At 48.3% G+C, this 12,563-nt stretch carries 8 protein-coding genes; 4 read left to right on the top strand and 4 right to left on the bottom strand.

What is annotated here, in order from left to right:
• Positions 1 to 27 precede the first annotated feature (27 nt).
• Positions 28 to 1,230, top strand: coding sequence for an MltF family protein (locus NQ518_RS06395; RefSeq protein ID WP_227207827.1), 1,203 nt, complete (start codon positions 28 to 30; stop codon positions 1,228 to 1,230).
• Between the two features lie 331 nt (positions 1,231 to 1,561).
• Here the strand turns inward: NQ518_RS06395 and NQ518_RS06390 are convergent, their stop codons facing one another.
• Entirely contained in the window at positions 1,562 to 2,467 is a 906-nt protein-coding gene (locus tag NQ518_RS06390; RefSeq protein WP_227207829.1) for a hypothetical protein, read from the bottom strand.
• 212 nt (positions 2,468 to 2,679) lie between these two features.
• Positions 2,680 to 3,462, bottom strand: coding sequence for a TrmH family RNA methyltransferase (locus NQ518_RS06385; RefSeq protein ID WP_227960391.1), 783 nt, complete (start codon positions 3,460 to 3,462; stop codon positions 2,680 to 2,682).
• A gap of 186 nt (positions 3,463 to 3,648) precedes the next feature.
• On the opposite strand from NQ518_RS06385, the gene tamL reads away from it, so the two are divergent.
• Complete coding sequence (tamL, locus tag NQ518_RS06380) at positions 3,649 to 5,859, top strand: translocation and assembly module lipoprotein TamL (RefSeq protein ID WP_227960393.1); 2,211 nt, start codon at positions 3,649 to 3,651, stop codon at positions 5,857 to 5,859.
• Between the two features lie 66 nt (positions 5,860 to 5,925).
• Here tamL and radA read toward each other — a convergent pair whose 3' ends face one another.
• Entirely contained in the window at positions 5,926 to 7,311 is a 1,386-nt protein-coding gene (gene radA / locus NQ518_RS06375) for a DNA repair protein RadA (protein WP_227960395.1), read from the bottom strand.
• 75 nt (positions 7,312 to 7,386) lie between these two features.
• On the opposite strand from radA, the gene NQ518_RS06370 reads away from it, so the two are divergent.
• Positions 7,387 to 8,295 (top strand): ABC transporter substrate-binding protein, encoded by a 909-nt coding sequence (locus NQ518_RS06370; protein WP_227960397.1) that lies wholly within the window; start codon positions 7,387 to 7,389, stop codon positions 8,293 to 8,295.
• Between the two features lie 37 nt (positions 8,296 to 8,332).
• Positions 8,333 to 10,537 (top strand): tetratricopeptide repeat protein, encoded by a 2,205-nt coding sequence (locus NQ518_RS06365; RefSeq protein ID WP_227960399.1) that lies wholly within the window; start codon positions 8,333 to 8,335, stop codon positions 10,535 to 10,537.
• 339 nt (positions 10,538 to 10,876) lie between these two features.
• Here the strand turns inward: NQ518_RS06365 and NQ518_RS06360 are convergent, their stop codons facing one another.
• Entirely contained in the window at positions 10,877 to 11,749 is an 873-nt protein-coding gene (locus NQ518_RS06360; RefSeq protein ID WP_004348071.1) for a sigma-70 family RNA polymerase sigma factor, read from the bottom strand.
• Between the last annotated feature and the right edge of the window lie 814 nt (positions 11,750 to 12,563).

Here is a 12,563-nt window from a genome sequence, read left to right as displayed (position 1 = left end):
GTGCAAGAAATGTCGTACATTTGCCCAATGCAAAAGTGTCAAAATTACTTTCCTGTTCCATTGACATGCCATTTGTTCATCTTCCTGTTGTTGTTGATGCTCTGTGGATGCGAGAATGAAAAGACACAGGTACGCACGCCTTGGGGCACCACTTTGGGCACCGATACGACGAATGTGAGCAAGGGTTTCTCGCTGGATGACATCATCGGAAATGGCGAATTGATTATGCTGACCATCAATGGCCCCGAGACTTATTACGACTATCGTGGGCGTGGCATGGGATTACAGTATTTGCTGTGTGAGCAGTTTGCCCGACAGTTGGGCGTTTCCTTGCGAGTGGAATTGTGCAAGGACACCACGGAGATGGTCAACAGGCTCGAGCAAGGTGACGGTGACATCATCGCTTTTCCGCTGCCCATAACCGATAAACGCTTGCTGTACTCGGGGCCTTCGGCCGATTCGTTGAAAACACAGTGGGCGGTAAGGAAAGACAATGAGGCGCTTGCCGACACGCTGAACAAATGGTTCAGTCCGAAACTCATTGCTCAAGTCAAGCAACGAGAATCGTTCTTGCTGTCCACCCGCAGCGTCACGCGTCACGTTTATTCACCCATGTTGAACCGTTCGCAGGGTGTCATCTCCCATTACGACCATTATTTTCAGCAGTATGCACCCATGGCCAGATGGGATTGGCGCTTGATGGCGGCTCAATGTTATCAAGAGTCTACCTTTGACCCGCAAGCCCGTTCGTGGGCCGGTGCACTGGGATTGATGCAAATTATGCCCGGAACGGCGGCGCATCTGGGACTTTCGTTAGCCGACATCCATAATCCGGAGCAAAACATAGCGGCCGCAGCCAAGTATTTGCAAGAGCTAAGTACCCATTTTCAGGATGTGAGAAACGTACAAGAACGCCAGTATTTCGTGCTGGCCAGCTACAATGGTGGCTCTTATCATGTGCGCGATGCGATGGCGTTGACTCGGAAAAATGGTGGCAATCCGCATAGTTGGAATCACGTTTCAGAATATATTTTGAAGTTGTCTGACCCACGTTACTATCGTGACCCCATCGTCAAGCATGGCTATATGCGTGGTTCAGAGACGGTTGACTATGTCAACAAAATCCGTGCCCGCTATGCGCAATACAGAGGTGTGGCCAAGGGTGGCATCGGATTTTACAGTCTCCAGAAACCTTCCAGGGCCAAGCACAAGCATCGCTTCAAGCTCTGAACGTGGCATAATGGGTTGCCGTAGGGGCGTGATTTATCACGTTCCGCCCCTTTGCGATTGTCAAATCAAGACCGTACGGTTTGACGGAGCGTGATGAATCACGCCCCTACACTTTTCTTACCCAAAAACGCATTATTTTCAAACTCATTGCCATTGGCGGCCAAACTCATTGCTATTGGCAATCAAACTCAATGTTATTGGCGGCCAAACTCAATGCAATTGGATGACGGGCTGAATGGCTTTCGTTGTGAAAGGATTAAGTACTTGGTTTTCAGAATGTAACAGTTTTTGTCTGTGTCATCGTACTTGTTCGCCAATGCCCATCCCTGTTTTATGCTTCGGCCGCTTCTGTCTGGATGGCTTTCCTGTTGGATTGTGCTTGTCTGCGGGCTTCTATCGCCCCATACACATAGTAGTTGACGTAGATGCCAACCGTCAGGAAGGCGGCGCAAATAAAGTAGATGAGGATGCAGGTGCCGTAGGTAAGCACGGGGAAGTAGGTTGGAAGGGTGTTTGGGTCACCACTCTGCATGCCCATTTGTGACAGAGTGCTGGCCATGAGCAGAATGTAAACCGGCATGAGGAGAATGAGCGTGAGGAAAAAAATGACGATTCCATATAAGAAAAAGGTGGAAACGATGAACCCAATGCGGCGCAGTCCGGTTCGATAACCACCCAGCACATGCGTTTTGAACTTGGCCTCTTTCTCCTGAATATATCTCATGGAAGAATAGGCAAAGGGTGCCATGGCGATGAGAATGATGAGCCAGGCCACCGGAACGAGCCATGCCTGCAAGCCCATTCCGGCCGTGCCGACAGCCGCTGGTGCGGGTTTTTGCCAATCAGAAATGGAGAGCGTCGCAGCAAGTAGCAGCAGGGAAACGATGCCCATGACAACCACATAGGCCAACTGCAGTTTGGCATTGCGCTTGAGGTTGCAGGCAAAGCCGTTCTCGTTGAGCAGGGTGGTGGTGCGAGCCATGTACCATACCGACGCACAGAGCAGCAGTACGTTGAGCAAACCGAACGTGACCAACTTGACCGTGGGTAAGCTGTTGCCCATCGTGTGCATGGCATTGGTGAGGCCGAAGGCCAGGTATGCGCCCCCAATGACGGAGAACACTAGCAGCGACAGCCAGTTTTTACGCAGGATGGTCATGACGTTAGAGCAGAAAAGAAGGTATCCGGCCTTGATGCAACCCGATATGCTTCTGTTTTTATAGAGATCGTTTTCCATATTCGTTTGATTGATTTGTGGGTGGTTCTATAAATTACCACCGTAAAGTTTTATTTATGTTTGACGGTTTACGTTTTGTCATCTTGCGGTCTCTTTTTGGTTCAATTTGCTTGTTCGTTCAGTCGTATAGCTCGCTATACTCCTTCATTCACAAACAAATTGACCACAAAAATAGCCTCGCAATCTGTCAAAGCTAATTTATAGAACCGCCCTTACGTTGTTTTTGTTCTTCTTTTAAATTCGCTGCACGCTATGGCCGTGGCAATGGCCACGTTGAGGCTCTCGGCCTTGTTGGGCAAGGTGGAGAAGTTGGGGATGAGCAGCGGATGGTTGACGCGTGCGCGCAGGTCTTTCGAGATGCCGTTGCCTTCGTTCCCCATGATGATGATTCCGGTCTCGGTGAGCGTCTGTTGATAGATGTCCTCACCATCGAGCAAAGTGCCATAGACAGGGGTTGACGGCGACAGCGCATCCACAAATTCACAGAGATTCAGGTAGGTGACGTCGACGTGTGCGATGCTTCCCATGGTGGCCTGAACCACTTTTGGGTTGTACACATCTGCCGTGTCTTCGCTACAAATCACGTTCCTGATGCCAAACCAGTCGGCAATGCGGATGATGGTGCCTAAGTTGCCCGGGTCTTGAATGCCATCTAAGGCCAACACAAGCTCATGGGTTGGGTCGATGTGAGCGGGCATGTGGCGTTGTTCGAATACGGCCAACACCTCTTGCGGGTGCTGCAATAGACTGATTTTTTGCAGCTCGTCGGGCGATACCGCGATGATTTGCGGTCGTCTGTCACCCTGGTTGCTCTTCAAAATCTCGTCTTCGTGCCGTTCGAGCCATTGCTCTGTGGCCACGATGAGTTCGGGTTGGAACGACGACAGCAGGTCGTGAATCACCTTAGGACCCTCGGCAACGAACGTGCCATGGGCCAAACGTCCCTTCTTTGTTTGCAGCGCGTTGATGTATTTGAGTTTTGCTTTACTAATCATCCTCTTCGTTTTGATGTGCTTTGGAATGTTGAAGCCAAGCACAAAGATAGTAAATTCTTGATTCTTCAACCGCTTATTTAGCATCTTTTTCCTTACCTTTGCAATGATATACACAGAAGAGCCAGTTGCGTGAGCATTCAACAGCGTTCTGTGTCATTGTGGTTTTCATCATTAAACAGGTGCATTTTGAGGAAAGTAAAATTATCGATTTTTTTTCTGACGTTGCTGTTCCTGGTTGGTTGCTCATCGAGTAAATTCATCCCGGAGAACGAGTATCTGTTGCAAGAGGTTGAAATCAAGTCTGATCAGAAAGGCTTCGATGCTGCCTCGTTGGAGCCTTATATCCGACAGAAAGCCAACTCCAAATGGTTCTCTTTGTTCAACATTCCGTTAGGAACCTATTCTCTTTCGGGGCGAGATACCACGAAATGGGTGAACCGTACCTTGCGAAAGATTGGTGAAGAGCCGGTGCTGTTTGATACCGTGCAGGCTAACCAGTCGATGAACGACCTGAAGAAGGCTCTGCAAAACGCCGGATACATGCATGCGGACGTAGACTTGCAGACAAAAATAAAAGGCAAAAAGCTGAAAGCCATCTACACGCTTCATCCGGGAGAACCTTATCGTATCAACCGTGTGAGATATGACATTGCGGACGAACGCATCAAACGAATACTGGCTTTGGACAAGCCTCAGCATGCTATTCGCAGTCTTCAGAGCGGCTCGCGCTTCACAGTGGAACGCCTGGACGAAGAGCGTAACCGAATAACCAAGCTGCTGTTGGACAGCGGTTTTTATAAATTTCACAAGGATTTTATCGTCTTTGAGGCCGACTCGGCACGCAACAATACCGACATCAACCTGGTGGTCAGACTGTTGAAATACCGAGCCAACAGTGACGCACCTGAGACCAATCACCCACGTTATTTCATTCGTGACGTGAAATTCTCTTCCAGTGAGGAGTCGGGAATCCATCTGCGTCCCAAAATACTTGAATACAATACGGCCATCAAGGCGGGAGAACCCTTCTCGGCCGCTCATCTGCAAACGACATACAACAACTTTGCACGGTTGCAAGCTGTGAGATACACTAACATCAAGTTTAAGGAATTGCCCGACACCACGCTCTTGGATTGTGACATACAACTGAGCCACAACAAGCCTCACACGCTGTCTTTCCAGCCCGAAGGCACCAACACGGCCGGTGATCTGGGAGCAGCCGTGTCGCTGACCTACGAGAACAGAAACCTTTTTCGTGGCAGTGAGGTGCTGCGGGTGCAGCTAAGAGGTGCCTTTGAGGCTATTACAGGCTTGGAAGGATATAACGACCAGGATTATCAGGAGTACAACGCTGAGGCTAAATTGCAATTTCCCCGCTTGCTGGCTCCTTTCCTATCCAGCGCATTTCAGCGGCGTAGTACGGCATCGTCGGAGTTGTCTTTCAGTTACAACTTGCAGAATCGCCCGGAATTTCATCGTAGGGTTTTGTCCGCAGCGTTTAGATATCGATGGAACGAACCGAAGCGATATTCGTCCTATCGCATGGACTTGATTGATCTCAACTATGTTTATATGCCTTGGATTTCTGATACGTTCAAGCGCGATTACCTGGACGATGTCAGCAGTAGGAATGCTATCTTGCGATACAACTATGAGAATTTGCTGGTCATGAAGATGGGTTTCGGTTTGAGATTCAATAATGGTCGTCATGCCATGATCGCCAACATCGAGACGGCCGGCAACATTTTGAAGGGCTTTTCTAAAGTGCTGTCCTTCCGTAAAAACGCGCAAGGACAGTACACCTTATTTAATACGGCCTACGCACAGTATATCAAAGGCGACTTTGACTATACCCGTTTGATTACTTTTGATACGCACAACTCGCTTGCGTTGCACATAGATTTGGGACTTGCTTATCCGTATGGCAACTCGAAAATCTTGCCTTTTGAGAAGCGATACTTCTCGGGTGGAGCCAACTCGGTGAGGGGATGGAGTGTCAGAGAGTTGGGGCCGGGCAGCTTTCGCGGCACCGATGGGCGCATTGACTTCATCAACCAAACGGGTGACATGAAGCTGGATATGAACATAGAGTACCGCACCAAGTTGTTTTGGAAGTTCCATGGAGCGGCTTTTGTGGATGCCGGAAACATTTGGACGTTGCGACAATATGAGGAACAACCAGGCGGTCAATTCAAGTTACATGAGTTTTATAAGCAGATAGCCGTGGCCTACGGACTGGGATTGCGCCTGAACTTCGACTTTTTTATCCTGCGGTTTGACATGGGTATGAAAGCCATCAATCCAGCTTATGAAACACAACGCGAGCATTTCGCCGTGCTTCATCCTAACTTTGGCCGCGACTTCACCTTCCATTTCGCCGTGGGTATGCCCTTCTAATTGCCATACCTTCCAAGAGAATGACGCATGAATCGGCCTTCTGTCCGTGCCTGTCAGTGGCGGTAATTATCCGAACAGGGCACGGAGGGCTTCCTCAACTTTGCGTACGGGATGGAGGGTTATCTGGTATCGTTGTGGATTGATTCCCTGCAAATTGTATTTTGGCAGGATGAGATGGGTGAATCCCAACTTCTCGGCTTCAGCGATACGCTGCTCTATTCTGCTGACGGGACGCACCTCTCCACTGAGGCCAACCTCACCAGCCATGCACCATCCGCTCTCGATGGGTGTGTCCACGTTGCTGGACAAGACCGCTGCGATGACGCTCAAGTCCATGGCTAAATCGGTGACGCGCAGCCCACCGGCGATGTTGAGAAACACGTCTTTCTGCATGAGTTTAAAGCCCACCCGCTTTTCCAACACGGCCAAAAGCATGTTCAACCTACGCTGGTCAAAGCCTGTGGCCGATCGTTGTGGCGTTCCGTAGGCAGCAGAAGAGACGAGAGCCTGCGTCTCCAACAGGAACGGACGAACGCCTTCGATGGCCGATGAGATGGCGATGCCGCTCAGTCCGTCGTGATCTTGCGTGAGCAACAGTTCGGATGGATTGCTCACTTGCCTAAGTCCGTCTTGCTGCATTTCATAGATTCCCAGTTCCGACGTGCTGCCGAAGCGGTTTTTGATGGCGCGCAAGATGCGGTATATGTAATGTTGGTCGCCCTCAAACTGAATGACGGTGTCCACGATGTGCTCAAGAATTTTGGGGCCTGCCAATGTACCTTCTTTGTTGATGTGCCCGATTAAGATGACGGGAATGCCGCTGTTTTTGGCAAAATGAAGCAACAGAGCGGCGCATTCTCTTACCTGAGAGATGCTGCCTGGCGAGCTTTCCACATGTTCTGTTGCAATGGTTTGGATGGAGTCTATCACCACCAGTTCCGGCTTGACGGTCTTGATTTGCTCGAAAATCAGTTCCAGAGAGGTTTCGCACAGGATGACCACATGGTCACTTTCGGCATTGGACAGTCTTTCAGCACGCATCTTCAGTTGGTGTGCACTCTCCTCTCCGCTGACGTAAAGCACCCGCTTGTCTGTCATTTGGAGGATGGTTTGCAGCGTCAGCGTACTCTTTCCGATGCCCGGCTCGCCTCCCAATAGGGTGATGGAGCCAGAAACAAGTCCGCCTCCCAGCACGCGGTTCAGCTCGTCATCGTGCATGTCGATGCGCGGTTCGTCAAGCGTTGAGATGTCTTTCAGGCGCAAAGGTTTGTTCTTGTCCGTGTTGCCTTTGAAGGCATTGACGACCGAACGGGCCGTTGATTGCGACGTATCAGAGCCGATGCGTATCTCTTTGAAGGTGTTCCATTGCCCGCAATTGGGGCATTTGCCCATCCATTTGGGTGAATCCTGACCGCAATTAGAACACACATAAGCTATCTTTTCTTTTGCCATGGTGGTGGAATTGTTGATAGACAAAAGTAATAATAATTTTCTGAGAATCAAAATTAATGTTTAATTTTGCAAGGTATGAAAAAGTTATTGCTTTTAGCCGTGCTGCTCATCTCGCTGGTTGCTTGCCAACAGTCTACAGCAGAGCGCCAACAAGTGACGAAGGCTCAACGTGAAAAGTTGCGTCAGGAGAATGCCGAGGCGTTGAAGATTGCCGTGCTACCAACGCTCGATTGCCTTCCATTGTATGTGGCCCAAGAGCTGCGACTGTTTGATACGCTGCATGTAGATGTCAGGCTTAAGCCCTTTACGGCGCAGATGGATGCCGACACAGCCATTGTCGGTGGCAGCGTAGAGGGCATCATGTCCGACCTTGTGCGCATGGAACGGCTGAAACGAAAGGGTCTCAAGCTGGATTATCTCAGTGCCACCAATCTGCAATGGCAGCTCATCAGCAACAAAACGGCGCGCTTGAAGAAGCTCAATCAGTTGGGTGATAAGATGGTAGCCATGACCCGTTTTTCGGGCACCGACTACCTCACCGACGAGAGTCTCAAAGGGGTGAAAACCAAATCCAGGGTCTATAAGGTACAGATTAATGATGTGCATGTACGTTTGCACATGTTACTCAACAACGAGATGGATGCCATGTGGCTGACTGAGCCGCAGGCAACAACCGCGCGACTGTATCATCATCAGGTGATGACGGAGAGCGAAAAGACGGGCACTCGATTGGGTGTGTTGGCCTTTCGCACCGATTCCATCAAGGGACAGCATCGCACCGCGCAGCTCAAAGCGTTCAACAGTGCGTACAACATGGCTGTAGATTCTATCAACAAGCATGGCGTTCAGCACTTTTCCTCGTTGATATGTTCGTATTGCAACACCGATCAAAGAACGGTGAACGCCTTGCCTAAACTGAAATTCAACCACCTTTCTAAGCCCGACCCCAAAGATATTGAAAAAGCTCAACGCTATGTAAAATAGCCGTTGGACGTAGTTTATCATTAACATAGATTGTATTTTGGAATACTCAGATAGCGAATTACAGCAGATAAGGAATGTCATTACATCCGAACAGAACGTAGGCGAGGCCTTGAAAAGCCTTCGTACTTTTATCCACGAGTATGAACTTCACGCTTTTAACGCACGCATCAGTCGTATCGAAAGCGATTACGAACTCATGAAGTCTTACATGCGTAAGGGCCTCAATGACCCCCAGTTTGAGGAAGTTTACGACCGTTTGTTGAAAACACTGTATGTCCTGAACGCCGACGTGCAGTTGGCTGTGTTCCTCAACGAGAACCCTTCGTACCAAGCAGCCTATATGGACGTGCAGTCGCTGGATGCCGATTTTGACGTGATTAAGAAACGATTGGAGGCGTTCGTGCAGGATATAGCGTTGCTTTCGCTCGAGCCTCAGGATGCGCAGAAGGCCAAAAAGCAGGAACTTTACGACCGACATCAGCAATATGTCAAAAAGCTTTTCAACGCCTTGCTGGTGTCTCCGCAATGGAATGAAAGCACGGCTAAGTTCGCCCAAGAACTGCTTTTGTCGCCCACCATCGACGCCATTGACGCCCAATTGTTGCTGAGTGGCGTGATGTTGTCGGCCATCCAGCTGTTCGACATCCATCAGTTTCAAACGCTGGTGCAGGTCTATTGCCATGCAACCGATCCACATCTCAGGCAACGGGCGTTGGTAGGCATCGTGCTGTCGTTGCCGGAAAACGAGGGAGATATCTATCCCGAGATACAACAGACCATCAATACCTTGTGTCAGAATGAGCAAACCTGCCGTGAATTGGTGGAGTTGCAAATGCAAATGTTCTACTGTATGAACGCCGATGCCGATAACGAGAAGCTGCAAAAAGACATCATTCCCAACCTCATGAAAGGCAGTAACATCAGCATTTCGCGTGCGGGCATCGTGGAAAAAGAAGAAGATGAGGTGGATGAAATGCTCAACCCGGGGGCAGCAGACAAGGCCATGGAGGAGATGGAACGCAACTTCAACCAAATGATGAATATGCAGAAGGCTGGGTCGGATATTTATTTTGGCGGCTTCTCACAAATGAAACGGTTCGCGTTCTTCACAACATTGAGCAACTGGTTCGTACCTTTCTACGAAGATCATCCTGAACTCAGGCAGGTGAACGACAAACTGGGTGGCAACAAATTCATGCAGTTGTTGCTCGAGAGTGGCCCATTCTGCGACTCGGATAAATATTCTTTTGCGCTGGCACTGTCGTCAATCATTGACAAAATACCTCAAAACATGCGCGAAATGCTCAACAGTCAAGACATCCTCGGCACCTCGGTCAGCATGGAAGAGAAAAACAGTTCTGCCTACATCAGGCGAATGTATTTGCAGGATTTGTACCGTTTTTATCGCATCTACCACAACAAAAACGATTTTCACAATCCGTTTGATACGAGTGCTATGGAGAACAGTGCGTTCTTCGTGATGTGCCCTTATTTTCGTGAGTCGCCCTTGAAGGATAGGATGACGGAAGTAGGAAAGTTCCTTTACAAGCATCATTTCTACAGAGAGCTGTGGCAATTGCTCGGCGCGTATGTGGATAGTGAAGACATAGAGTATTGGCGACTGGCTGCCAGAGCGTATTATCGGGAGAAAGATTATCGGTCGGCCGACATGGCTTACACGAACGTTTTGGAGCTGAATGCCGATGACATGCAGGCCATTCGTGGGAAAGCACTCACCGGTTTTTATCTGGAAGACTATGAGCAGGCAGTCGAATACAACAAAAAGTTGTTGGAAATGGATGCTACGAACGAGCATGTGCAGCTGAATTTAGCTGTGTCGCTGATGAACAATGACGAGATAGAGGAGGGGATGAGCCTACTTTTCAAGTTGAATTACGACCACCCCGAGAATCTGTCCATCCAGCGTTCACTGGCTTGGGGGTATCTCCGACAACAGAAACCTCAGCAGGCAGCTCCCATCTACACGCGCCTGTTGGCCAATCAGCATCGCATGCCAACCGATTGTTTGAATGCCGGTTATTGCCAATGGTTTCTGTCCAATATGGAAGAGGCCATCAACTTGTTCAAGCAATATGTGTCGGAAACGAATAAAGAACGACCGATGCCGGGCGGCAACACCTTGCTACACGATGTGTTTGTGATGGATGCCGACCTGTTACAACAATATGGCATTGGAGCGAAAGAGGCTTTTGTGATGGAAGATTTGGTAGCCAATGAGTAGTCGGGTCTAAACCTGATGCCTTTTTAACGCAGGGTGATGACGGTTGGTTCGTCACCCATTTTCCCAACATCCATCCATATAAAAACGGCCCCAAGCATGGATATATGCTTGAGGCCGCTACATTTTTTGTCCAATAAAGGCTGGTTCTATAAATTAGCTTTGTTAGATTTTGAGCTTTTTTTTTGAGGTCAAAATGCAAGAGAGTGAAGGAGTGTAGCGAGCTACACGACTGAACGAACTTACATTTTGAACCAAAAAGAAGCCAAAAGATAACAAAACGTATTTCATAAACATTTGATGACTATGTCCGGTGGTAATTTATAGAACCAGCCTTAAATCTTATCCTAAATATTTCATCAGGATTTTTGCATTACCGCTGTCGCGTAGCTTCGCAATACTTTTTTCGCGAATTTGTCTCACGCGTTCGCGCGTCAGTCCCAGCTGATCGCCAATTTCTTCCAGTCCCTTCTCGTGACGACCAATGCCGAAGCATTCTTTGATAATGATGATCTCACGCTCTTTCAGCACCTTGTTGAGCACCGCATCGAGCTCTTGTGCCATCGACTCGTGGTCCACATGCCTGTCGGTTCTGCTGTCTTCACCACTAGGCATCACGTCGAGCATGGTGTTGTCTTCGCCGTCCTGGAAAGGAGCATCTATACTCACATGGTGCCCGTCGGCCATCATGCTCTGACTGATTTTGTCTTCATCGATGTTCGTTGCATCCGACAATTCAGAGATAGAGGGGCGGCGATGGTTCTCTTGTTCAAACCTGTTGATTTCGTGATTAATCTTGTTGAGCGATCCCACCTGGTTGAGGGGCAGTCTGACGATGCGGCTCTGTTCTGCAATAGCTTGCAAGATGCTTTGGCGAATCCACCAAACGGCATACGAAATGAATTTGAATCCACGTGTTTCGTCAAACTTCTGGGCTGCCTTAATCAGCCCAATGTTGCCTTCGTCAATCAGGTCTGTCAGTGATAGTCCTTGATGCTGGTATTGTTTAGCTACTGAAACAACGAATCGCAAATTGGCAGTGACAAGCTTGTCTTTGGCTCTCTCGCCTTCTGGTCCGCCCTTCTTAATCTTTTGTGCGAGTTCTATTTCCTCGTCAATTGATATCAGGGGTGCGCGGCCTATCTCTACAAGATATTTGTCTAACGCTTCACTTGAACGATTGGTAATGCTTTTCTGAATTTTTAATTGTCTCATCCTAAATACCCTAAACTTCTAACTGATTGATAATCTGAATATTGAATTAATATGTACAATAAACCTTGCAAAGGTACTTATTTTTATCGAAATATCCTAATGGTTGTGGCGGTTGAACATTTAAACTTCATTAAATGTACCTATTTAATGTTATTTCTAGCTATTGGTGGGCTTGCTCATGCCATGGTAGCAAGGATTGATCTCATGAGTAGGAGGGCCGTAGCATGATGCTGAATTTTCTTGACAACATGGCTTTCGCTCCTTGGCTTGTTTGCAAGCGGCGGTGAATGTCGTTGCAAATACGGCAAGCATGGATTGCTTTTGTAATCACTTGGTATTCAGTAGTTTGTCGTTTTTATGCGTGTTTAAAGATGCGTTTAATATAGATTTTTGATGAAAAGCATTGCTTTAACACGTCAATCTGTATGCCTTTGTGGGTCAATGGCATGCAGATTGGCCACCAAAAGGATGCATATAGGGCGGCCAACGCTATGTTTTTACTCAAAAATACGTTTTTTCCACCCTGCCAATCTCCTATTTTGCATCCTGCAAGCCTATTGATTTTTTCTATTTTGCAAGTTTTGAAACCCTGTTTTTGGGGTGTTTTTCAGGCAAAACATTTTACATTCGTAAGGCCTGATTATTCGCTGGGTTCATCCACTCGTCATCACGTTCCGAAATACGTAGGGGTGTGATTGAGCACATTCCGACACGCGGATGGCTCTACGGGCGTGATAAATTTCGCCTCTACTGGTAAAAATTTCCCCTGCGGATAGATGCATAACCAAATTGTAACCAATATGTAACGATTATA

Origin of the sequence: Hoylesella buccalis ATCC 35310, from assembly GCF_025151385.1 — a bacterium.
Lineage (GTDB): Bacteria > Bacteroidota > Bacteroidia > Bacteroidales > Bacteroidaceae > Prevotella > Prevotella buccalis.
Note: the sequence above shows the minus strand (reverse complement) of the source record. Positions and strands in the feature narration are given on the sequence as shown.

Coding starts and splice junctions, on each gene's coding strand:
- NQ518_RS06395 (WP_227207827.1), top strand. CDS start 28: ATGCAAAAGTGTCAAAATTACTTTCCTGTTCCATTGACATGCCATTTG.
- NQ518_RS06360 (WP_004348071.1), bottom strand. CDS start 11,749: ATGAGACAATTAAAAATTCAGAAAAGCATTACCAATCGTTCAAGTGAA.
- NQ518_RS06385 (WP_227960391.1), bottom strand. CDS start 3,462: ATGATTAGTAAAGCAAAACTCAAATACATCAACGCGCTGCAAACAAAG.
- NQ518_RS06390 (WP_227207829.1), bottom strand. CDS start 2,467: ATGGAAAACGATCTCTATAAAAACAGAAGCATATCGGGTTGCATCAAG.
- radA (WP_227960395.1), bottom strand. CDS start 7,311: ATGGCAAAAGAAAAGATAGCTTATGTGTGTTCTAATTGCGGTCAGGAT.
- NQ518_RS06370 (WP_227960397.1), top strand. CDS start 7,387: ATGAAAAAGTTATTGCTTTTAGCCGTGCTGCTCATCTCGCTGGTTGCT.